The 22,616-nt window shown below is 70.0% G+C and carries 18 protein-coding genes and 2 pseudogenes; 12 read left to right on the forward strand and 8 right to left on the reverse strand.

The window, feature by feature from the left end; all coding sequences use genetic code 11:
• The 5 genes and pseudogenes from AC6LJ5_RS01695 to AC6LJ5_RS01715 all read left to right on the forward strand — a co-directional run.
• Positions 1 to 384: pseudogene (locus tag AC6LJ5_RS01695) on the forward strand (CheR family methyltransferase); the annotation flags it as partial.
• Positions 377 to 1,060 carry a chemotaxis protein CheW gene (locus AC6LJ5_RS01700; RefSeq protein WP_233772463.1) on the forward strand — a complete coding sequence of 228 codons (684 nt, stop codon included), beginning with the start codon at positions 377 to 379 and terminating at the stop codon, positions 1,058 to 1,060. The pseudogene AC6LJ5_RS01695 and the gene AC6LJ5_RS01700, both read left to right, overlap by 8 nt.
• Positions 1,057 to 3,330: a hybrid sensor histidine kinase/response regulator gene (locus tag AC6LJ5_RS01705; RefSeq protein WP_498139669.1), complete on the forward strand. Its 2,274-nt coding sequence runs from the start codon at positions 1,057 to 1,059 to the stop codon at positions 3,328 to 3,330. The genes AC6LJ5_RS01700 and AC6LJ5_RS01705 overlap by 4 nt, the downstream gene beginning before the upstream one ends.
• Positions 3,327 to 4,336, forward strand: a pseudogene (locus AC6LJ5_RS01710) (chemotaxis response regulator protein-glutamate methylesterase). The gene AC6LJ5_RS01705 and the pseudogene AC6LJ5_RS01710 overlap by 4 nt, the downstream one beginning before the upstream one ends.
• Positions 4,337 to 4,380: 44 nt before the next feature.
• Complete coding sequence (locus AC6LJ5_RS01715) at positions 4,381 to 5,394, forward strand: diguanylate cyclase (protein WP_498139670.1); 1,014 nt, start codon at positions 4,381 to 4,383, stop codon at positions 5,392 to 5,394.
• 35 nt (positions 5,395 to 5,429) lie between these two features.
• Here AC6LJ5_RS01715 and AC6LJ5_RS01720 read toward each other — a convergent pair whose 3' ends face one another.
• The 5 genes from AC6LJ5_RS01720 to AC6LJ5_RS01740 all read right to left on the reverse strand — a co-directional run bounded on the left by AC6LJ5_RS01720 (position 5,430) and on the right by AC6LJ5_RS01740 (position 10,710).
• Positions 5,430 to 7,085 (reverse strand): ABC transporter permease, encoded by a 1,656-nt coding sequence (locus AC6LJ5_RS01720; RefSeq protein ID WP_498139671.1) that lies wholly within the window; start codon positions 7,083 to 7,085, stop codon positions 5,430 to 5,432.
• 167 nt (positions 7,086 to 7,252) lie between these two features.
• On the reverse strand, positions 7,253 to 8,185 hold the full coding sequence (locus AC6LJ5_RS01725) for an ABC transporter substrate-binding protein (protein ID WP_498139672.1): 933 nt from the start codon (positions 8,183 to 8,185) through the stop codon (positions 7,253 to 7,255).
• 92 nt (positions 8,186 to 8,277) lie between these two features.
• Positions 8,278 to 9,042: an ABC transporter ATP-binding protein gene (locus AC6LJ5_RS01730; RefSeq protein WP_498139673.1), complete on the reverse strand. Its 765-nt coding sequence runs from the start codon at positions 9,040 to 9,042 to the stop codon at positions 8,278 to 8,280.
• Positions 9,039 to 10,154: a porin gene (locus tag AC6LJ5_RS01735; RefSeq protein ID WP_103274768.1), complete on the reverse strand. Its 1,116-nt coding sequence runs from the start codon at positions 10,152 to 10,154 to the stop codon at positions 9,039 to 9,041. Before AC6LJ5_RS01735 ends, AC6LJ5_RS01730 begins: the two co-directional genes overlap by 4 nt.
• A gap of 76 nt (positions 10,155 to 10,230) precedes the next feature.
• On the reverse strand, positions 10,231 to 10,710 hold the full coding sequence (locus AC6LJ5_RS01740; protein WP_498139674.1) for an Lrp/AsnC family transcriptional regulator: 480 nt from the start codon (positions 10,708 to 10,710) through the stop codon (positions 10,231 to 10,233).
• 179 nt (positions 10,711 to 10,889) lie between these two features.
• On the opposite strand from AC6LJ5_RS01740, the gene AC6LJ5_RS01745 reads away from it, so the two are divergent.
• The 4 genes from AC6LJ5_RS01745 to AC6LJ5_RS01760 all read left to right on the forward strand — a co-directional run bounded on the left by AC6LJ5_RS01745 (position 10,890) and on the right by AC6LJ5_RS01760 (position 15,728).
• Positions 10,890 to 12,176, forward strand: coding sequence for a cystathionine gamma-synthase family protein (locus AC6LJ5_RS01745; protein WP_498139675.1), 1,287 nt, complete (start codon positions 10,890 to 10,892; stop codon positions 12,174 to 12,176).
• Between the two features lie 123 nt (positions 12,177 to 12,299).
• On the forward strand, positions 12,300 to 13,193 hold the full coding sequence (locus AC6LJ5_RS01750) for a MurR/RpiR family transcriptional regulator (RefSeq protein WP_103274765.1): 894 nt from the start codon (positions 12,300 to 12,302) through the stop codon (positions 13,191 to 13,193).
• Positions 13,194 to 13,257: 64 nt separating this feature from the next.
• Entirely contained in the window at positions 13,258 to 14,277 is a 1,020-nt protein-coding gene (locus AC6LJ5_RS01755; RefSeq protein ID WP_498139676.1) for a Bug family tripartite tricarboxylate transporter substrate binding protein, read from the forward strand.
• A gap of 2 nt (positions 14,278 to 14,279) precedes the next feature.
• Positions 14,280 to 15,728: a M81 family metallopeptidase gene (locus AC6LJ5_RS01760; RefSeq protein WP_498139677.1), complete on the forward strand. Its 1,449-nt coding sequence runs from the start codon at positions 14,280 to 14,282 to the stop codon at positions 15,726 to 15,728.
• 50 nt (positions 15,729 to 15,778) lie between these two features.
• Here AC6LJ5_RS01760 and AC6LJ5_RS01765 read toward each other — a convergent pair whose 3' ends face one another.
• Both AC6LJ5_RS01765 and AC6LJ5_RS01770 read right to left on the reverse strand, forming a co-directional pair.
• Positions 15,779 to 16,225 (reverse strand): DUF6196 family protein, encoded by a 447-nt coding sequence (locus tag AC6LJ5_RS01765; protein WP_498139678.1) that lies wholly within the window; start codon positions 16,223 to 16,225, stop codon positions 15,779 to 15,781.
• A gap of 127 nt (positions 16,226 to 16,352) precedes the next feature.
• Entirely contained in the window at positions 16,353 to 17,858 is a 1,506-nt protein-coding gene (locus tag AC6LJ5_RS01770; protein WP_498139679.1) for an MFS transporter, read from the reverse strand.
• Positions 17,859 to 18,017: 159 nt separating this feature from the next.
• On the opposite strand from AC6LJ5_RS01770, the gene AC6LJ5_RS01775 reads away from it, so the two are divergent.
• From AC6LJ5_RS01775 to AC6LJ5_RS01785, 3 genes are all read left to right on the forward strand, one after another.
• Entirely contained in the window at positions 18,018 to 18,944 is a 927-nt protein-coding gene (locus tag AC6LJ5_RS01775) for a LysR family transcriptional regulator (protein ID WP_498139680.1), read from the forward strand.
• Between the two features lie 95 nt (positions 18,945 to 19,039).
• Positions 19,040 to 20,203 carry a cystathionine beta-lyase gene (locus AC6LJ5_RS01780; protein ID WP_392413122.1) on the forward strand — a complete coding sequence of 388 codons (1,164 nt, stop codon included), beginning with the start codon at positions 19,040 to 19,042 and terminating at the stop codon, positions 20,201 to 20,203.
• Positions 20,204 to 22,099, forward strand: a complete 1,896-nt coding sequence (locus AC6LJ5_RS01785) for an MOSC domain-containing protein (RefSeq protein ID WP_498139681.1) — start codon at positions 20,204 to 20,206, stop codon at positions 22,097 to 22,099. It begins immediately after the preceding gene.
• Here the strand turns inward: AC6LJ5_RS01785 and AC6LJ5_RS01790 are convergent.
• Entirely contained in the window at positions 22,096 to 22,542 is a 447-nt protein-coding gene (locus AC6LJ5_RS01790) for a universal stress protein (RefSeq protein ID WP_103274758.1), read from the reverse strand. The two genes, AC6LJ5_RS01785 and AC6LJ5_RS01790, sit on opposite strands and share 4 nt — an antisense overlap.
• Positions 22,543 to 22,616: the final 74 nt, after the last annotated feature.

Genomic DNA, 22,616 nt, shown 5'->3' on the forward strand with positions numbered 1-22,616 from the left:
CCCCAGCCGGCCCGCCCTGCGGCGCCGCCGGCCGCGCCGGTCGTAGCCGTCGCGGCCAAATCGGAATCCGAGGCCGAAATCTCGCTGCGCCAGATCGAGGCGCTGGCGGACCAGGGGCGCGTGAAGGACGCGATCGCGCGCTGCGGCGCGCACCTGGAACGCTATGGCGCGAGCGCCGACGGCTTCTATCTGCAAGGCCTGCTGCAGGATGCGGCGGGCGATGCCCGCCAGGCGCAGGCCGCTTACCGCAAGGTCCTGTACCTGCAGCCCAATCATCGCGAAGCCCTGCTGCATCTGGCCGCGCTGGTCGCCTCGGAAGGCGACCACGAGAGCGCGCGCAGGCTGCAGGCGCGCGCGGCGCGCCAGGAGGCCCGACGTGACTGAACTGCATGCCGCGCTGGCGGACGTGGACGACTGCTGGAACCGCATCGGCATCCGCGGCGACCAAAGCTGTCCAAAACTGCCCGAGTACGTGCACTGCCGCAATTGCCCGGTGTACGCCAGCGCCGCCAGGCGCATCCTCGACCGCCTGCCGCCGCAGGTCGAGCTGGAGGGCGCCGATGCCGCCGGCGACGCCGCCGCGACGGCGGGCGAACCCGCGTTGCGGCGCGCCTCGTTGCTGGTATTCCGTCTGCACCGCGAATGGCTGGGCTTGCCGACCCGGGCGCTGGACGAGGTGGCCGCCGCGCGTCCCGTCCTGCCGCTGCCGCACCGGCGCGACCCGGCGGTGCTGGGCGTGACCAATGTGCGCGGCACGCTGACAGTCTGCCTGTCGCTGGCGCGGCTGCTCGGGTTGGAGGCGGCGGGTCCCGAACCGCGCGAGCGCGCCGGCGCCGCGCGCATGCTGATCTTCGGCGGCGCGGGCCGCGCCGTGGTGCTGCCGGTGGACGAGGTCGAGGGCATTCATTCCGTCGATCTGGAGCGGCTGGAACCCTTGCCAGCCACGGTGGCGGGCGCCAGCCTGAAATACTCGCGCGGGGTGGCGCGCTGCGGCGGCCACAGCGTGGGCGTCCTGGATGAAACCCTGCTGATGCAGGCTTTGGAACGGAGTCTGGCGTGAACCCGGACCAGATGCGAGACGCGTCCCTGCTGGAACTGTTCCAGCTGGAAACCCGCACCCAGGTGCAGGTGCTGAACAACGGCCTGCTGGCGCTGGAGCACGACCCGACCTCGGCCGCGCAGCTGGAAGCCTGCATGCGCGCGGCGCATTCGCTCAAGGGGGCGGCGCGCATCGTCGACCTGCATCCGGCGGTGCGCATCGCGCACGCGATGGAAGACTGCCTGGTGGCGGCGCAGGAAGGCCGGCTGCGCCTGCAGGCCAGCGATATCGACGCGCTGCTGCTGGGCACGGATCTGCTGCAGCGCGTGGCCACGCCCGGCGTCGAGCTGGGCGCGGAGATCGACCAGCTGGTCGAGCGCCTGAGCAACGCGCCCAACCTGCCGCCCGATGCATCGCCTGCGCCGCCGCGCGAGCCCCGGCCGTCAGACTTCCTGCCGCCGCTGCAGCGGCCGGGCGATCCACCGCCAGCGCCGCCCGAGCCGGCGCCGCTGCGGCGGTCGAGCGACCAGGCGCTGGCCGAAGGCGAGCGCGTGCTGCGCGTCACGGCCGATACCTTGAACAAGCTGCTGGGACTGTCCAGCGAGACGCTGGTCGAATCGCACTGGATCGCGCCGTTCAGCGCGTCCATGCTGCGGCTGCGGCGCATGCAGGCGGGCGCCGGGCAGGCGCTGGACGGCGTGCGCGCGGCGCTGGCCGGCCAGACGGTCGACGCGCGGGTGCAGGCGGCGCTGGACGACGCCCAGCGCATCGTCGAGCAGTCCGAGCGCGAGCTGGCCGAACGCACGGCCGAGGTCGACGAGTTCGGCTGGCGCATGGGGCATCTGGCGCAGCGCTTGTACGACACGGCGCTGGCCTGCCGCATGCGGCCCTTCGGCGATGGCCTGGGCGGCATGGCGCGCATGGTGCGCGACCTGGGACGCTCGCTGGGCAAGCAGGTGCGACTGGAGGTCGAGGGCGAATCCACCCAGGTCGACCGCGACATCCTGGACAAGCTGGACGCGCCGTTGATGCACCTGCTGCGCAATGCGGTGGACCATGGCATCGAGATGCCGATGGACCGCATCGAGGCCGGCAAGCCGCCGGAAGGCCTGATCCGCCTGTCCGCGCGGCATGCCGCCGGCATGTTGTTGATCGAGCTGTCGGATGACGGCGGCGGCATCTCGCTGGACCGGCTGCGGGTCGAGGTGGTGCAGCGCAAGCTGACCAACGCCGAGACGGCCGCGCGCCTGAGCGAGGCCGAACTGCTGGAGTTCTTGTTCCTGTCCGGCTTCAGCACGCGCGGCGAAGTCACCGAGATTTCCGGACGCGGCGTGGGGCTGGACGTAGTCCAGAACATGGTGCGGCAGCTGCGTGGCGCGGTTCGGGTGCACCAACACACCGGGCAGGGCACGCGTTTCGTGCTGGAGATGCCGCTGTCGCTGTCGGTCGTGCGCAGCCTGCTGGTCGAGGTGCAGAACGAGATCTACGCGTTCCCGCTGGCTTACGTCAGCCACGCGCTGCAGGTGTCGGCGGCCGATATCGAGCAGCTCGAGGGGCACCAGCATTTCCGCTTCATGGACCGGCAGGTCGGGCTGGTTTCGGCGCGCCAGATATTGCGCTCTGGCGAGCCCGCGCCGGCCGCCGAATCGGTCTGCGTGGTGCTGGTGGGCGACCACGAACGGCTGTACGGCATCGCCGTGGACAGCTACGTGGGCGAGCGCACCGTGGTCGTGCAGCCGCTGGATCCGCGCCTGGGCAAGGTGCAGGATGTGATGGCCGGGGCGCTGATGGACGACGGCCGGCCGCTCTTGATCCTGGATGTCGAGGACATGCTGCTGTCGGTGCAGAAGCTCATCGAGGGCGGCCGGCTGACCCGGGTGGACGGCGGCGGCCAGGTGGCCCAGGCGCGCAAGCGCAAGCGCGTGCTGGTGGTCGACGATTCGCTGACCGTGCGCGAGCTGGAGCGCAAGCTGCTGGTCAACCGGGGCTATGAGGTGGCGGTGGCGGTGGACGGCATGGATGGCTGGAACATGCTGCGCTCCGATGCCTTCGACCTGGTGGTCACGGACGTGGACATGCCGCGCATGGACGGCATCGAACTGGTTTCCCGTATCAAGGCTGACCCGCGTTTGCAAAGCCTGCCGGTAATGGTAGTGTCCTACAAGGACCGCGAAGAGGATCGCAGGCGGGGGCTGGACGCGGGCGCGGATTATTACCTGGCCAAGGGCAGTTTCCACGACGACGCGCTGCTGGATGCCGTCGAGGACCTCATCGGAAGGGCGCAGACGTGAGAATCGGGATCGTCAACGATTTGCAGATCGCGGTCGAAACCCTGCGCCGGGCGATCGCGCTGGAGCCTGGCCTGGAAGTGGCCTGGGTGGCGTCCAACGGCCAGGAAGCCGTCGAGCAATGCGCCCGCGACCGTCCCGACGTCGTGCTGATGGACCTGATCATGCCGGTCATGGATGGCGTCGAGGCCACCCGCCGCATCATGGCCGAGACGCCCTGCGCCATCGTGGTGGTCACGGTCGACGTGGCGCGCCACACGGCGCGGGTGTTCGACGCCATGGGCTACGGCGCGCTGGACGCGGCCGACACGCCGGTGGTCGGCAGCGCCGACCTGCGCGGCGCGGCGGCGCCGCTGCTGCGCAAGATCCGCAATATCGGCTGGCTGATCGGCCGCTACGGGAGCCGGCCGACGCTGACGCCGGTGGCCCGGCCCAGCGAACAGCCGGATTCCCGGCGCCTGCTGGTGATCGGCGCCTCGGCGGGCGGGCCCGCCACCCTGGCACAGTTGTTACGCGATATTCCGTTGGATTTTCCGGCTGGCATCGTGCTGGTCCAGCATGTGGATGCCTCGTTTGCCGCCGGCATGGCGGATTGGCTCAACGATCAGGTGCCGCTGCCCGTCAGGCTGGTGCGCGAGGGCGAAAAACCGGCCGCCGGACAGGTGTTGCTGGCCGGCACCGACGACCATCTGCATATGCTGGCCGATGGTACCCTGCGTTACACCGAGAAGCCCAAGGAAAGCTTGTACCGGCCATCCATTGATGTATTTTTCCATAGCGTGGCGGAGCCTGGCGCGGTATGGCGGTGGGGGTGTTGTTGACGGGCATGGGGCAAGACGGGGCCCGGGGGCTGAAGGCGTTGCGCGAGCGCGGCTGCCTGACCATCGCCCAGGACCAGGCCACCAGCGCCGTCTATGGCATGCCGAAGGCGGCCGCGGCCATGCAGGCCGCCGTGGAGATCCGGCCGTTGGACCAAATCGCGCCGCGCCTGATCAAGGTTTTTGCCTGAGCGGCATGCAAGCCAGACAAAGTACGTAATTCAAGGAAAGCACCATGCACCCTCCCATAGACAGCCCGATCACGGCCGACCTGAATTCGCATGCCGCCATGGTCCTGCTGGTGGACGACCAGGTCATGGTCGCCGAAGCCATCAGGCGGGCCTTGTCCACGGAAGGCAACATCGACTTCCACTATTGCTCGGACCCCTACAAGGCGCTGACCGTGGCCATCCAGACCCGGCCCACGGTGATCCTGCAGGATCTGGTGCTGCCGGGCGTGGACGGGCTGAGCCTGGTCAAGGAATATCGCAACCATCCTGTGACGCGCGACATTCCCATCATCGTGCTTTCCACCAAGGAAGATCCGGCCATCAAGAGCGCGGCCTTCTCCTCCGGCGCCAATGACTACCTGGTCAAGCTGCCCGATTCCATCGAGCTGGTGGCGCGCATCCGCTACCACTCGCGCTCCTACCTGGCGCTGGTGCAGCGCGACGAGGCCTACCAGGCGCTGCGCCAGAGCCAGCAGCAGCTGCTGGAAAGCAATATGGAACTGCGCCGCCTGACCAATTCCGACGGCCTGACCGGGCTGGGCAACCGCCGCTATTTCGACGAATACCTGAACGCCGAATGGCAGCGGGCGCGCCGCGACGGCCGCGAGATCAGCATGTTGATGATCGACGTGGACCACTTCAAGTCCTACAACGACACCTATGGCCACATCGCCGGCGACGAAGCGCTCAAGCGTGTGGCCAACACCATCTTCGCCAGCTGCGACCGCTCGACCGACCTGGCGGCGCGCTTCGGCGGCGAGGAATTCGCCCTGGTGCTGCCCGGCACGCCGGCCGGCAGCGCGCGGCTGGTGGCCGAGAAGCTGCGCCGCGCGGTGGAAGCCATGCAGATCCCGCAGAAGGACTCGGGCGGCGGCCCCTGGCTCACGATCAGCGTGGGCACGGCCACCGCGCTGCCCGGCGAAGACCAGCCTTGCACCGACCTGATCCAGGTGGCCGACCGCGGCCTCTATCAGGCCAAGCGCCAGGGCCGCAACCGCGTGGTGCAGGGCGCGCTGTAGCCGGTCTCCAGGCATGGGTCGGCGGCGCGCGCAGCCTAATCCTCGCCGCGCCGCCTGATGGCGCTGGCGCCCAGCATCAGCGTCAGGCTGGCCGCCACGGCCACCGTCGCCATGGCCATGCCTTCGCCCACCGAACCCTGTTCGAACTGGCGCCACACATAGATCGACACCGTCTGCACGCCGGCCGGCGCCAGCAGCAGCGACGTGACCAGCTCGCGCGAGGCCACCGCGAACACCATCAGCATGGACGCCGCCAGCGCCGGCAGCACCAGCGGCAGCACGATGCGCCGCAAGGCGCGCGCGGCGCTGGCGCCGTGCACGCGCGCCGCCGCTTCCAGGTTGGGGCCGATCTGCGCCAGCGCCGCGCCGACGTAGCGCACGGGATAGGGCAGCAGCAGGCAGGTATAGGACAGCAGCAGGATGCCCCAGGTGCCGTAGGGCGTGGCCGGCCAGAAGGGCTGGTTCCAGGCCAGGATCAGGCCCACTCCCACCACCACGCCGGGCAGCGCCGCCGGCAGCAGCGCCAGTCCGTCAATGGCGGGGGCGCCGGGCACGTGGCGGCCGGCCACGCACCAGGCCGCCAGCAGGCCGACCGCGCCGGCCAGCAGCGCGGCGCCGGCCGCCAGCGACAGGCTGGTGGACAGCGCGTCCCAGGCCTCGCCGCGCGCCTGGAACAGCGCGCCGAAATTGGCCAGCGTCAGGTTGGCGAGCGACAGTCCGCCGGACAGGTTGCGCGTCAGCGCCGCCGCCAGCATGGACGCCAGCGGCGCGGCCACCGCCGCCAGCGCGACCAGCGCGAACAGCAGCAGCGCGGGCAGGCGCCAGGGGCCCAGCTCGGCCTGCGCCAGCGGCGCCGGCTTGCCGGTGGTGGTCTCGAAACCGCGCCCGGCAAGCAGCGCGCGCTGCACCGCGAAAGCGGTCAGCGCCAAGGCCACCAGCACCAGCGACAGCAGCGCCGCGCCGGGCAGGTCGATGGGCCAGTCGGCCAGACGGCGCTCGATGGCGGTGGTCAGCACGCTGACGCCGGACTGCGCGCCCAGCGCCGCCGGCACGCCGTATTCCTCGATGGCCAGCGTGAAGGCCAGCAGCACGCTGGCGCCGATGGCCGGCAGCGACAGCGGCAGCGTGACGCGGAAGAAGGCGCGCCACGGCCCCGCGCCAAACACGCGCGCCGCCTCGGCCAGCCGGGAGCCCGAGGCCGCCATGCTGCGCGACACGGCGAAGTACACCACGGGAAAGATCGCCAGCCCCATCACCAGCGCCACGCCGGCGGGCGAGAAGAGCAGCGGACCCAGGTGCCAGCCCGCCAGCTGTTGCAGGAAACCGCGCGGTTGCAGCGCCATGGTCCAGGACAGCGCCGCGATATACGGCGGCAGCAGGAAGGGGATGAGGAACAGCAGGTCCCACAGCCGCGCCAGCGGCAGGCGGAACAGGCCGCGCAGCGCGCCCAGCGGGATGCCGATGGCGGCGCTGACCGCCGCCACGGACAGGCCCAGCTTGAGCGTGCCGCCGACCAGCGCCAGCGTGCCCGGCTGCGACAGCACCGCGCCCCACGCGCCGAAGGGATCGCCCAGCGAGCCTTCGGCCAGTCGCGGAAACACGGCCTGCAGGACCACGAAGGCCACGGGCAGCGCGACGAGCACGCCCAGGGCGGCCACGGTGGCGGCCGCCAGGATGAATACGCTCTTCATGATTGCTCGGTTGTTATTGCACGGGTACCCCACCCGCATAGCATGCAAGGGAGTACAGAATTACGACATCCGACGATGCCCCCTCAAGCGGGGCGGCGCGGAGCCGGCTTTGCCGGGCCGCAGCCGCGCCCTTGGGGGAAGCGCGGAGCGCTTCGGGGGGGCAATCCCTATTGGCTAAAGATGCGGGCGAAGCGCGCGAGGACCTCGGCGCGCGACGCGCTGGACGCGCCCTGGGCCTCGGGCAGCAGCGCCAGGTCCTTGAACAGCGGGCGCTTGGCCGCCACGTCCTGGCGCGCCGGCATCAGCCAGGCGTCCGCCACGGCGCGCTGGCCTTCCTCGGACAAGACGTAGTCGACGAACTTGCGCGCCTCGTCGGGCTGGCGCGCGGTCTTGAGGATCATCATGGGGCGCGGCGCGATGGCGGTGCCGCCGGCCGGGAAGATCACCTTCACCGACTCGCCCTTTTCGACGCTGGCGTAGGACACATAGTCCACCGCGCCGAACACGGCGGCCTTGGCGCCCTGCAGCACCGGCGTCAGCGCCTGCGCATTGGGGCCGGAAATGGTCATGCCGTTGTCGCGCAGCGTCTCGAACAGCTTCCACGCCGCCTCGCCCTGGGCGTTCTGCAGGCCCAGCAGCAGGTCCAGCGAGGCGCCGGACAGCGCCGGGTCGGGCATGGTCACCGCCTGCTTGAAGCCGGGGCCGGTCAGGTCGGCCCAGTCGCGCGGCTCGGGCGTGCCGCTCTTGGTGTTCCAGACAATGCCCAGCGCCGAGATGCCCTGGGCCACATAGGACGGCGCCTTGAAGCGCGCCGGCACCTGGGTCGCGTTGGGGCTTTCGTAGGGCAGCAGCCAGCCGCGCTGGTCCAGGTCCTGGGCGGTGTCCCACGAGGCCGAGATCAGTACGTCGGCGCGGGGGTTGGCGGCCTCGGCTTCGAGTCGCGCCATGACCTTGCCGGTGGTGGCCTGGAACACGTCGACCTTGATGCCGGTCTTTTCCTGGAAGCCGGCGGCCAGCTGCTTGATCAGGCCGCCGGGGCCGGCGGTGTATACGGTGAGCGCCTTGGCCGGTCCTGCGGCCAATCCGAGCGTGAAGGTCATGAAGAGCGATGCGAGAAGTTTGGGGGAATTCAAGAGATTCATTCTAATCGTCCGTAGTAGTGGGGCGCGATTGGCAGCGCTTGCAACGGGCGCTACGCTGCGGGGCCACGCGGATCCGGCTCCGCCGGTCCGCAGTGGCGCCCCCTGGAGGGGGAAGCGCGCAGCGCTTCGGGGGTAGGCACTATTTGGCCGTGCTGCATGCATGCGATCACGTGCGCCAGCGCATGGGCTTCCTGGTGGTCGTGGGTCACATAGACGGCGGTGGCGCCCAGGCGGCGCAGCAGCGCGCCGATCTCGGCGCAGAGCGTCTCGCGCAGGTCGCGGTCCAGGTTGGACAGCGGCTCATCGAACAGCAGCAGGCGCGGGCGGGCGACGATGGCGCGGGCCAGCGCGACGCGCTGTTGCTGGCCGCCGGACAGCTCGGACGGGCGGCGCCCGGCCAGCGCTTCCAGCCCGACCAGCGCCAGCGCCTCGGCCACCCGCCCGGGCCGCTCGCGCCGTGGCACGCCGCGCATTTCCAGCGGAAAGCCGACGTTCTGCGCCACGCTCATGTGCGGCCATAGTGCGTAGTCCTGGAACACCATGCCCAGGCCGCGCGCTTCGGGTGGATCGTGGCGGCGGCCGTCGAACGCGGTCTGGCCGCCGATGCGGATGCTGCCGGACTGCGGGCGCAGCAGCCCGGCCAGGGCCTTGAGCAGCGTGCTCTTGCCGCAGCCCGACGGGCCCAGCAGGGCCAGCACCGTGCCGGCCGGCACGTCCAGGTCCACGCCGTCGAGCACGGTGTGGCCGTTATAGGCGTGGCGCAGGCCGCGCACGGCGATGGCCGCGCCGCCCGATTCAGGGGCGGGCGCGTTCAAAACCGGTGCCGCAGGCCGAGGTTCAGGCCGAACTGGTTCTTGCCTGGTTCGACGTTGGCGCCGTACTTGCCGCCCAGCAGGCTGAGGGCGGCCTTGTCGTCGTTGATCACGTAGGCGGCCACCGCGTACAGCGTGGTGCGCTTGGACAGGTCATGCTCGCTGCCCAGCACGAACATGGTGGACTTCTGGCCGGAGCCGGCCGCCTGCGCGGCCGGGCAGACGGCGTTGTTCATGTCGTCGCAGGCCGCGTCATCCAGGTGATAGGCGGCGAACGACAGGCGAGTATCCTGGCGCGGCAGGTAGGTCGCGCCCAGCCAGGTCATGTTGTTCTTGTAGTCGCGCCGCGCCAGCTTCTGTTCGAGCCAGCGATAGCCGGCGTAGAGCTGCAGGCCGTCGAAGTCATAGGACAGCGCGGCGATCACGCGGTCTTCGCGGTTGCCGCTGTCGGCGCCGGTCTTGGGCTTGTCGGCGTTCTTGCCGTGGTACAGCAGCCCGGCGTCCAGGCCGCCCGATTTGTAGCGCAGGCCGCCGCCGACCATGCGGCCCAGGCTGCGGTCGCTGAAGGACTGGTCGTTGTTCCAGCCGAAGCTGTAGTACGCGCCCACCGAGACCGGGCCGAACTTGCCCACGTACATCGCGGTGTTGTCGCTGCGGTCGGAGAAGGCGGGGTCGGGGCGCTTGATCGAGAAGTTGGCGTTGTCGAATGGGTTGTACTTGCTCATCCATTCGATCATCAGCGTGTTGTGGCGGCCCAGCGTGAAGCGGCCCCAGTCCTTGCTGGACAGGCCCACATAGGCCTGGCGACCGAACAGGCGGTCGCCCTGCATGGTCTGGCCGTTGCTGGAGTCGAAGCCGTTTTCCAGCGTGAAGATGGCGGACAGGCCGCCGCCCAGGTCCTCGGAGCCGCGCAGGCCCCAGCGCGAACCGCTCAGGTTGCCCGTGCTGATGCCCGTCTTGCTGTGGCCGCCCGGGCCGTTGCTGACGTATTGCAGGCCGGTGTCGATCAGGCCATACAGGGTGACGGTGGGGGAGGCTGCCCGGACGGGCGTGGCGGCGAGCGCCAGAGCGGACAGGCAGGCGCCAGCCGCCGCGATGCGGAGAGTCGATTTCATGAAAGGAGTCCTCTTTGGGATTCAATCGGAACCGACACTCTAGGCGGCGCTGGCTACATCCAGATGACATTGCCCCTCAGAGATGCAGTCGGGTCGAGGACTTGACCTCGTGCATGGACAGCGTGCTCAGCAGTTCTTTCACGCCCGGCAGCGTGCGCAGCCGGTTGCGCACGAATTCCGAATAGGAGTCGAAGTCGCGCGCCATGATGTGCAGCAGGTAGTCATGCTGGCCCGTGGTGTTGTGGCAGGCCATGACCTCGGGCATGGCGAGGACGCTGGCCTCGAAGGCCTGGCAGGTTTTCTCGGTGTGGTTTTCCAGCGAGATGCTGACGAAGGCCACCACGCCCATGCCCAGCGCGCGTCGGTCCAGCACGGCCTGGTAGCCGCGGATCACGCCGGACGACTCCAGGCGTTTTAGCCGCTTCCAGCAGGGCGAGGCCGACAGCGACACGCGCTCGGCCAGTTCGGCGTTGGACAGGCGCCCATCTTCTTGAAGGATTTTCATGATTTTCCAATCGATCGCGTCAAGTTGATGTAACAAGGCAGTGTCTTTCATTGAAATCGCCGTAAAGGAAAGAGTCTTTCTCATTATCCATTCATGGCAATTCAAATGGAAAGAATATTACGGGCGCGCGCGCCCATACTTCTGTGCACCCCGAGCCCGCCGGCGCTATCGTTTTCCGAGCAATACGCGCCCGCCCGGCAGGCCGGTCCCATCCGATACTGAGGCACAGCATGAGCTATTCGAACTACCACAAGAAAGACATCTTCGGCCGTCCCCTGCACGCGGAGACGCAGATGATGTCCTACGGTTTCGACCCCTTCCTGTCCGAAGGCGCGGTCAAGCCGCCGGTGTTCCTGACGTCCACCTTCGCGTTCCGCTCGGCCGAGGACGGCGCCGAGTTCTTTGATCTGGTGTCGGGCCGCAAGCCCCTGCCGCAAGGCGAGTCGGCCGGCCTGGTGTACAGCCGCTTCAACCATCCCAACCTGGAAATCGTCGAGGACCGCCTGTCGCTGCTGGACGGCTCCGAGGCGGCCGCCGTGACCTCCAGCGGCATGTCGGCGATCAGCGCCGTGTTCCTGGCCTTCCTGCGGCCCGGCGACCAGATGGTGCAGTCGGTGCCGCTGTATGGCGGCACCGAGACGCTGATTTCCAAGATCTTCCCCGAGTGGGGCATCGCCTCGCATCCGGTGCGCGACTGCCTGTCGGCGGCCAGCATGCGCGAGGCGCTGGAAGCGGCCGCGGCCCAGGGGCCGGTGAAGCTGTTCTTCGTCGAGACGCCGGCCAATCCCACCAATTCGCTGGTCGACTTCGCCGCCATGAAGGCCGAGCTGGACGCCTTCGAATCGCGCCACGGTTATCGCCCGATCTCGGTGTGCGACAACACGCTGCTCGGTCCCATCTTCCAGAAGCCGGCCGAGCACGGCGTGGACCTGTGCGTGTATTCGCTGACCAAGTACGTCGGCGGCCACAGCGACCTGGTGGCCGGCGGCGTCACCGGCGGCAAGGAGCTGATCAAGAAGGTGCGCGCGATCCGCAGCGCGTTCGGCTCGCAGCTGGATCCGCATTCCTGCTGGATGATCACGCGCTCGATGGAAACGGTGGTGCTGCGCATGAAACAGGCCGCGCGCACCGCCGGCAAGGTGGCGCAGTGGCTGGCCGGCAATCCGCACGAGCCGGTCCGCATCTACCACCCGGAACTGATCGCCGACGCCGCCTACCAGGATGTGTACAGGCGCCAGTGCAGCGGCGCGGGCTCGACCTTCGCCTTCGTGCTGGACGGCGGCCGCGCCAAGGCCTTCCGCTTCATCAACGCGCTGCGCCTGTTCAAGTCGGCGGTGAGCCTGGGCGGCACCGAATCGCTGGTCTGCCATCCGGCCTCGACCACGCACTCGGGCGTGCCGGCGGCCGAGCGCGACGCCGCCGGCGTGTCCGAAGGGCTGATCCGCGTCTCCATCGGCCTGGAGCATGAGGAAGACCTGATCGCCGACATGGACCAGGCGTTCCGCAGCCTGGCCTGAGGCGGCGGGCGAGGGCGCGGCGCGCGGGGGCGCGCGCCGCGCCCTAGGCGTTTTCCCCAGCGCCGCTAGGCCGCGCACGCTGGTACATTTGTACCGTTAAGGTACAAATGTGTAGAAATAAGGATGCAGATCCAGGAACTGATGGCCTTGATCGAGGCCCACGTCCCCGCGCTGGGCGCCGAGTTGCAGCGCGCCGCCGCCTGGGTAGCGCGCAATCCGCGCGACGCGGGCCTGCTGTCGATGCGCCAGCAGGCCGCGCAGGCGGGCGTGTCGCCCAACAGCATGGCGCGCCTGGCGCAGGCGCTGGGCTATGAAGGCTACGGTCCGTTCCGGCAGGTGTTCCAGGACGCGCTGGGCCATGGCGCGCCAGCCTACAAGGAACGCGTGCGCCGCCTGCAAGGCGAAGCCGCCAGCCAGTTCGATGACGCGCTGCTGCGCACGCACCTGGACAATGCGCGCTCGCCCACGGTGGCCAATGCGCCCAAGGACATTGCGCGGGCCGTGCAGCGCATGCGCGCGGCGCGGCGCCTCTATTTCCTGGGCACGCGGTCCTGCTTCGCCATCAGCTATCACTTCGCCTACGCGTACAGCATGATCGCCGGCAATGGCGTGCTGGTGCATGGACTGGGCGGCACCTATCCCGACCAGCTCGACGCCGCCGGGCCGGAGGACCTGCTGGTCTGCGTCACCCAGAATCCCTACGGACGCCAGACGCTGGAAGCGGCGCGGGATTGCCGCCAGGCCGGCGTGCCGGTGCTGGCGCTGACCGACAGCCCGCTGGCGCCGATCCAGGCCCACGCCACGCAGGCGCTGCTGTTCGATGCCGGCACGCCGTCCTATTTCCATTCGATGGTGGGATCGCTGGCGCTGGTCGAGCGGCTGCTGGCCAAGCTGGCCGCCGCCGGCGGCGAGGCCGCGCAACAGCGCATCGACGCCTTCGAGCGGCGGCTGGACGCGTCCAGCGCCTATTTCGGCGGCCCGTCGCCGGGCCCGCGCCGGGGCGCCAGGAAAACATGACCGGATTCCGCGCCGCCGGCCGCGCCTGAGGCCGGCGCATCCTCACCACGTTCCGAGGCTTATCGTGTCCCGACAGCAGATTCCCACCCTGGCGCCCGCGCCGTCGCTTTCCCGTCGCCGCTTCAGTCTTTGCATGGCGCTGGCGGCCGCCGGCCTGGCCGGACCCGCCGCGTCGCGGGCGCAGGACGCGGCCAAGCGGCCGCCGATCCGTCTGGTCGTTCCCTTCGCGGCGGGGGGCACGACCGATGTGCTGGCCCGCCTGCTGGCCGAGGAACTGCGCGCGGTCCTGGGCCAGCCCGTGCTGGTCGAGAACAAGGGCGGGGCGGGCGGCAACATCGGCGCCGCCGAAGTGGCGCGCGCGGCCGGCGACGGCGCGACGCTCATGATGGCCACGCCCGGTCCGCTGGCGGTGAACCAGTATCTCTATCCCAAGCCGGGCTACAACGCCGAAAAGGATTTCTCCGCGATCAACAACGTGGCCTTCGTGGCCAACGTGCTGATGGCCAGCGCCCAGAGCGGCATCCGCGCCTTGCGTGAACTGATAGACCGCGCCCGGGCCGAGCCGGGCCGCATCACCTACGGCAGCGCGGGCGTGGGCAGCACCAGCCATCTGGCGGGCGAACTGCTCAAGGCCGCCGCCGGCATCGACCTGACCCATGTGCCGTACAAGGGCGTGGCTCCCGCCATGAACGACCTGCTGGGCGGGCAGATCGACCTGATGTTCGACAACCTGCCGACCGCGCTGGCGCATATCCAGTCCGGCAAGGTGACGGCGCTGGGCGTCAGTTCGCCGACGCCAGCCACGGCGCTGCCGGACGTGCCGGCCATCGCCTCGCGGCTGCCGGGCTATGAGATCGAATCCTGGTTCGGCATCGTCGGCCCGGCGTCCCTGCCGCCGAAGGAGGTCGCGCGATTGGAAGGCGCCATCGGCCAGGCCTTGCAACGCCCGGCGCTGCGCCAGCGCATCGAGGCGCTGGGGGCGCGCGTGGACGGCGCGGGCAGCCAGGCCTATGCGGCCTTCATCGCGGCCGAGCAGCGCAAGTTCAAGCAGCTCATCGCCAGCGCCAACATCCGGATGGAGTGAACATGACGCAACGCAAGCGGCTGGCGGTGGCGCGGTTCTGGTACGAAGGCAACGCCTTTTGCCTGCAGCCGGCCGGCCGCGAGGATTTCGAGCGCCGCGAATGGCTGCGCGGCCAGGCGGGCCTGGACGCCGCGCGCGGCAAGGCCACCGAGCTGGCGGCTGTCGCGGATTTCCAGGACAGCCGCTCGGACTGGGAGGTCCGCGCTTCGCGTTGCGCCTCGGCCCAGCCGGCCGGCCCCGTGCCGCAGCCGTTTTTCCAGGCATACGTGGACGAGGTGCTGGACGATTTACGCGGCCAGCATTGGGACGCCATCTACCTGAGCCTGCATGGCGCCTGCATCACCGACGCGGACGACAGTCCGGAATTGAGCTTGCTGCGCGCCATACGCGCCGAGCATCCGCGCGTTCCGATCGGCGCCAGCTTCGACCTGCACGCCAATATCCCGCCGGCCTTGCCGCCGCTGCTGTCGTGCAGCGCCAGCTACCGGACCTATCCCCACATCGACATGCGCGAGACGGCCGCGCGCTGCCTGGAGCAGCTGATCGCCATCGCCGAGGGCGGGATCCGTCCCGTCGCCGCGTTCCGCAATGGCGGCGCGTGGCTGCAAAGCGCCAACATGCGCACCGACGCCGGGCCCATGGCGGATCTGCAGGCGCTGGCGCGCGCCCGCACGGTCGGCCCGCTGCGTGACATCGCGCTGCATGGCGGCTTTCCCTATGCCAATTCAGCGCACAGCGGCGCGTCGGTATGGGTCTGGGCGGACACCGGCGAGGCGGCGGCGCGGGCGCTGGATGAGATCTACGCGGCCTATGAGGCGCGCTTCGCCGACTTCGAGCCCGAGCTCATCGCGCCGGCCGACGGCATCCGCCAGGCCCTGCGGACACCGGGCTTGGTGGCGGTGACGGACCCGGCGGACAACCCGCTGTCCGGCGGCATTGGCGACACGCCCGCGCTGCTGGCGGCCTTGCTGGCCGCCGGCCTGGAGGAACCCAGCGTCTATGCCAGTCTGGCCGATCCCGGTGTGGTCGAATGCGCCCGCGCGGCGGGCGAGGGCGCCATGCTGGACCTGCGCCTGGGCGGGCGGCGCACGCCGCTGTATGGCGAGCCGGTGGCGCTGCGCGCGCGCGTGCTGCGCTACACCGACGGCGTCTTCGTCAACAGCGGCCCGATGGAAACGGGGCTGGCCGTGCATTGCGGGCCGACCGTGGTGCTGGCCGTGGGCGCGGCGCAGCTCATCGTCACCACGCACGTCGCGCCGTGCAACGACCCGGCCTTTTTCGATCTGCATGGCATCGACCTGGCGCGCACCCGCCTGCTGTGCGTGAAGGCCAAGAACCATTTCCGCGCCGCGTTCGCCGGCCGCTGCCGGCGCATCGTGGATATCGATGCGCCGGGGCCGGCGATGCTGGATTTGCGGGCGTTGAGGCAAATGACGGCAATGGCACGCTAGCGACTGTTCATTTTGGGCAAGGCAGCGGCGGTCCCCGCGCGCGGCGACTCCTAATGCTCCGCGCCCAAGCCTTGGACCAGTTGCCTCAGCTCCGCGAACACCGGCTCCGCCAGCGTTTCGGGTACGCCCCAATAATCGAAGATGCCGCCATTCGCTTGATTCTGTCCGCACGTGACAAAGACGCCCGTGCCGAAGCGACGCTTGAGGTGCGAAGCCAGCCAGCCCACAAAGCCGCTGTTGTCCGCGCCGGCGGAGAAGTGGAACCGGAAGAGCCCGAATCGTTCCTGCCGTGGGTCCGTACTGGGGACAAGCTGGCTCCAGACTTCATCGTCTCGCACCAAGGCAAGCGCATCGGGGCGCAGCGCCGCGGGAAACTGATCCAGCGGAAACTCCGCGAAGGCATAGGCGTCGGGGTAAATGCGCAGTTGCGCCTCCCTGATCACGCGTCGCAGGCGTCGTTCAGTCTGTTCAACGGTTTCATGTGAAATGTCTACCATGGCTGTTCCAGGTGTGGGGGCGAATGGCATGGATTATCAGTCAAGATGATGATGGGCGCGAGCCTGGAAATTCCTGAGCGCCAGGCGCGAACCCGGCTGTCCGGAGTTCATCGGGTGGCTGGCTCTTTCAGGCCGCCTCGCGCCGGCGGTTCAGCAGCACGACGACCGCCGCGCCCAGCAGCATCGCCGTGCAGCTGGCCAGCACGGCGGCATAGCCCGCGTCGAACGCGGTGCGCGCCAGCTGCGCCAGGGCGCCGCCCAGTTCGGCTGACAGCTGATCGGCCACGATCAGCGCTTCGTCCAGGCTGTCGCGCGCCGGCGAGGCGGCGACGCCGACCGGCACGTCCAGCGACTGCGCGTACACGCCGGACAGGATGGAACCCATCAGCGTCACGCCCAGCGCGCCGCCCAGCTCGTACGACACCTCATCGACCGAGGCGGCCATGCCGGCGCGCTCCACGGGCGCGCTCTGCATGATGGTGCCGGACGCGGCGGTCATGGCGGCGCCGATGCCGGCGCCGAGCACGCACAGGCTGGCTATCTGCGGGATCAGCGCGGCGTCGTAGCTGAGCAGGTAGCCGCCCATGCCGGCGCCCGAGACCAGCAGCGACGAAATCAGCATCCGCCGGCTGCCCACGCGCGGCAGCATCCAGCCGGCCAGCGGGCCGGCCACGAAGGCGGCCAGCGACAGCGGCAGGATGTACAGCGCGGCCTGCATCGGCGACATGCCCTGCACCAGCTGCAGGCGCTGGCTGAAGACCAGTTCCATGCCCAGCAGCGCGGCGGCGGCGAACAGCGCCGTGGCCACGGCCGAGCTGAAGACGGGGTTGCGGAACAGCGTGAAGTCGATCAACGGATAGGGCCGCGCGCGCTGGCGCCGCGCGAACACCACCAGCATCGCCACGCCCGCCGCGCAGGCCAGGCCGGCATGCAGCCAGGACGGCGCGGCCATGCCCAGCTGCTTGAGGGCGTAGGCGCACAGGATCAGGCCGGCCATGATCTGCAACGATCCCACCAGGTCCCAGGGCCGGCTGCGGTCGGGCCGGCTGGCCGGCACCAGCCGCCAGGCCAGCGGCAGCGCCAGCAGCACGATGGGCAGGTTGATGAGGAACACCGAGCCCCACCAGAAATGCTCCAGCAGCACGCCGCCCAGGACGGGGCCGAACGCCGCGCCGCCGGACGCCACCGAGGCCCAGACGCCGATGGCGATGGCGCGCTCGCGCTCGTCGGTGAAGGTGAGTCGCAGGATGGACAGCGTGGCGGGCATCATCATCGCCGCGCCCACCGCCAACAGCGTGCGCGCCGCGATCAGCCAGCCGGCGGAGGGCGAGTAGGCGGCGGCCAGCGAGGCCAGGCCGAAGACCGCCAGGCCGGCCATGAACAGGCGCTTGTGGCCGAGCCGGTCGCCCAGCGTGCCCATGCCCGGCAACAGGCCGGACACGACCAGGGCATAGATGTTGACGATCCACAGCTTGGCCGAGGCCGACACGCCCAGGTCGTGAGTGAGCCGCGGCAATGCCGTGTACAGCACCGTCATGTCGATCACGATCAGCAGCAATGCGCTGGAGACGATGGCCAGCACCAGCCAGCGGCCGGGTGCGGCCACGGCGGCGTTGGTCGGGGTGCGCTGCATGGTCCTGCTCCTTGTATCTACCTGATGGAACCTGGGATCGCCAGCGGCGGACGCCGCCGGGCAGGCCGCGAGGGCCGGGTTCCGGGCTCGGATTATCGATCTTCCATTTGATTGAAAAAAGTTAGAATCCATCTACTTAATGGATGGATAGGGCGAATCATGAACTGGACGTTGGAACAGCTCAGGCATTTCGCCGCCGCGGCCGCCCAAGGTTCGTTCTCGGCGGCCGCGCGCCAGCTGGGCAAGGCGCAATCCGCCGTCAGCACGGCGGTGGGCCTGCTGGAGGCCGACCTGGGCGTGGAACTGTTCGATCGTTCGCGCCGCAATGCCACGCTGACGCCGGCCGGCGAAGTGCTGCTGCAGGAAGCGCTGGAACTGTTGCGGCAGGCCGATGGTTTGCAGCAACGTGCGCTGTCCTTCGCCTCGGGCCAGGAGGCGCGCCTGTCGGTGGCGCTGGACGAGGCGCTGCCTTCGCTGGTGCTGGCCGATCTGGCCAAGGAAATCGCCGAACGCTTTCCGGCGCTGGAACTGACCCAGCTCAACGGCACGGCGACCGAGGTCGCCGACTACGTGGCGGCCGGCCGCGCCAGCCTGGGCTGCCATCTCGACCGGGGCGATCCGGGTCCCGCTTTCGCCGAGCGGTATCTGGGCCGCGTGGCCCAGGGCGTGTTCGTGTCGCGCTCGCATCCGCTGGCCGCCGGCCTGGCGCGAGCCACGCGCGCCGACCTGGCCCGGCATCGGCAGCTGGTGATGAAGATGGAGGGCGTGGACGAGCGGGTGCTGAGCCCGATGGTCTGGCGCGCCGACAGCTTCTACAGCATCGCGAGCATGGCCGTGGATGGCCTGGGCTGGGCCATCCTGCCGCTGAACATCGCCGAATACGAGGTCTACCGCGACCAGCTCGCGAGCGTGCCCTGCGCGGGCCTTGCCTTGCCGCCGCTGTCGGTGCGGGCGCTATGGCTGCAGGGCGCCGAGCCCGGCGCCGCCGCCAGCTGGATCCTGGGGCGCATGGAACAGCTGCTGCACGCGGGCGACCCTGGCGTGGCGCGGCGTCGCGCCGATTCAGCGCAATCCCTGGAGGATTGACGGAATCCATCGCTTGGAGGGTGAATTTAGAGGGAAATCGTCGGGCCGCGCGAATTAAATTATCACGCTCCGAACTCTACGCTGCGAGACTTCCCATGCATTGGCGCACCCGGCTCGTCCAACCCCAGACCCTGGCCCGTGGCGGTTTCGCCTCGCTGGCCGTGCCCACCCATCGCGGTTCCACCGTGCTGTTCGAGCGGCAGGCCGACGTGGCCGACGATTGGCGCCATCGCGACAAGGGCTACACCTATGGCCTGTACGGCACGCCCACCGCGCTGGAGCTGGGGGCGCGCGTGGGCCAGCTGGAAGGCGCGCTGCACACCTTCGTGGTGCCCGGCGGGCAGGCCGCCATCGCGCTGGTCTACCTGGCCTTGTGCGGCGCGGGCTCGCACGCGCTGGTGCCGCACAGCGCCTACGGCCCCAACAAGGAAATGGCCGCCGGCATGCTCAAGCGCCTGGGCATCGAGGTCGAGGCCTACGATCCGCTCATCGGCGCCGGCATCGCCGCGCTCATTCGTCCGAACACCGCGCTGGTCTGGACCGAAAGCCCCGGCTCGGTGACGATGGAAGTGCAGGACGTGCCGGCCATCTGCGAGGCGGCGCACGCTCGCGGCGTACCGGTGGCGCTGGACAACACCTATGCCGCCGGCGTGCTGTTCGACGCCTTCGCGCATGGCGTGGACATCAGCATCCAGGCCCTGACCAAGTACGTGGGCGGCCATAGCGACCTGCTGCTGGGCTCGGTGTCGGTGCGCGATGCGGCGTACAAGGATCGCGTCGGCGACACCTTCAAGCAACTGGGGCTGGCGGTCTCGCCGGACGATTGCAGCCTGGCGTTGCGCGGCCTGCAGACGCTGGGCCTGAGGCTGGAGCGGCTGGAGGCCTCGGCGCTGGAGATCGCCCGCTGGCTCGCCGGCCAGCCCGGCATCGCCACGGTGCTGCATCCGGCGCTGCCTTCCTGCCCCGGGCACGAGACCTGGAAGCGCGATTTCAGCGGCTCGGCCAGCGTGTTCTCGGTGCTGTTCGACGATCGCCACAGCGCGCGCCAGATCGAGGCCTTCGTGGACGCGCTGCGGCTGTTCAAGATCGGCATGAGCTGGGGCGGGGTGACCAGCCTGGCGTTGGTCTATCCCGCGCTGGAACGGCCCGGTCGCGACTACGCGGGCCGGCTGGTGCGCCTGAACGTGGGATTGGAAGAGTGCGCGGACCTGAAGGCCGATCTGGCACAGGCGCTGACGGCGATGGAGCAGGCGCGCTGAATGATGAGCCATGATCCGATGGACGGCGGCCCGTTGCCGCCACAAGCTGCCGCGCCCGTGCTGGCCGCGCTGTACCGCTATCCGGTCAAGGGTTTCAGCGGGCAGTCGCTGGCCGAGGCGGCCTTGCAGCCCGGCCGGGGCATCGCGCTGGATCGTTGCCTGGGCATCGCCAACGGCCATGCCGTGATCCCGGGCGAGGGCTGGGCGCCATGCCAGGGCTTCGTGCGCATGACCCGCAACGAAGGATTGCCGGCCTATCGCCTGAGCCTGGAAGAGCAGGGCGACGGCGCGCGCCTGACGTTGGCGTCGCCGGGAGGCGAGCACGCTGTCATCGACGTGGCCGCGCCCGCGACCTGGGACGCCGCCAACCGGACCATCGCCTCCTGGTTCCCGCGCGGCGCGCTCGACGTCCCGCGCTTCGCGCGTCGCCAGGGCGGCCTGGGCTGGTGGGACTTCGACGACGCGCCGCTGTCACTCATCAACCAGGAGACCGTGCGCGCGCTGTCGCGCAAGGCCGGCATGGAACTGGACCCGCTGCGCTTTCGCGGCAACCTGTACCTGGACGGCCTGCCGGCCTGGCGCGAATTCGCCTGGGTCGGACGGCGCGTGCGCATCGGCGCCGAGGTCGAGCTTGAGATCCTGCGGCCCATCGAGCGCTGCAAGGCGACCTCGATCGATCCGGCCACCGCGCGCGCCGACCTGAACCTGCCCGCGCTGCTGGCGGGCGGCGAGGGCCATATCTATTGCGGCGTCTATGCGCGCGTATTGCGCGCGGGCCGGGTGCATGCCGGCGACGCCATCACGCTGGCGGAGGCGGCCGGCCCGGCGCTGGCCGCGCCGCCGCCCGATGCCGCGCATCCGCTGGCGCCGCCGCCGGCGCAGTGGCCGCGCTATGCGCAGGTGGTCGGGCGCGTGCGCGAAAGCGCCGAGGTGGACAGCTTCTGGCTGCGCGACCCGCTGGCGCGCCTGCGCCCGGAGCCCTTGCCGGGCCAGCATCTGCGCGTCGGCCTGCCGGCGCCGGACGCGCGGCCGTACTGGCGTTCCTACACCATCTCGGCGGTCGAGGACGGGCTGCTGCGCCTGAGCATCAAGAACGAGAGCGAGCGCGACGCCGTGTCGCGCCAGCTCCATGCCGGACTGCGGGAAGGCGCGGACCTGCTGATTTCCGGACCCCACGGCGGCTTCCATCTGGGACCGCCCGACATGCGTCCGTTGGTGCTGGCGACCGCCGGCATCGGCATCACGCCGGCCGTGGCCATGCTGCGGGCGCTGGCGGCGAGGGAGGATCGGGGCCGGCCGGTGCGGGTCCTGCACGTGGCGCGCGACGCGCAATCGCTGGCGCTGTGGAACGAGGTTCGAGAGCTGGTCGACGCGCTGCCCGACGCGCGCGCGAGACTGTTTCTGAGTCGTGGGGATGGCGCTCGGCCCGCGCTGCGGGCCGAGGCAGGCAGGCCGGGCGCCGACGCATTCGCGGGCCTGTCCGCCGATGCGCAGGTCTATGTCTGCGGGCCGATCGGCTTCATGGCCGATGTGCGCCGCTGGGCGCTGGACGCGGGCGTATCGCCGGACGCCGTCCATGGCGAGGTGTTCGCCTCGCCTTCGGCGACGCAGCAGGCGCGCCGGCCCGCGCCGGTGGAAGGCCCCTTGTCGGTCTGTTTCGACGGCATGGACGTGCGGGCCACGTGGCGCAGGCAGGATGGCACGTTGCTGGAGCTGGCCGAGGCGCAGGGCCTGAACCCGTCGGCGAACTGCCGCGCCGGCGTGTGCGGCGCCTGCCGCCAGACCCTGCGCGCCGGGCAGGTGGCCCATCTGCTGGACCCGCCGTTTCCGCTGGGCCCGCGCGAGGTGCTGACCTGTTGCGCGGTGCCGGTCTCGGATGTGGCGATCGGCCCCTAGGACGGCTTGCGATACACCAGCACCGGCGTGGTCGAGTGCGTCAGCACCTTCTGGGTCTGGCTGCCCAGTACCACGGCGGCCATGCCACGGCGGCCGTGCGAGGCCATGGCGATCAGGTCGCAGCCGCGCTTGGCGGCGGCGTCGATGATGGCCTGATACGGGTCTTCGTGCGAAACCCGCAAGGTCTCGCAGGACAGGCCCAGCTCGCGCGCCTGGGCGGCGGCATCGTTCAGCAGCCGTTCGGCCTGGGCGCGGATCTGGTCCTGGTAGTCGTTCAGGCTGGCGGCCAGCTGGGCCGAGCCCATCGAGAACACATGGAACGGTTCTTCCACCGTCAGGATCGTGACGGCGGCGCCGAAGGTCTTGGCCAGTTGCAGGCTGCGGACCAGCGCCTCATTGGACAGGGCGGACCCGTCGGTGGGGATCAGGATGTGTTTGTACATATGGCGTCTCCCGGCATGCGTGTGGTTGTTGCGGGCGCGCGGCGCTGGCCGCCCGCGCGGGGCGCCTGACGCGG

Source organism: Achromobacter sp. 1011791174 (assembly GCF_059760925.1).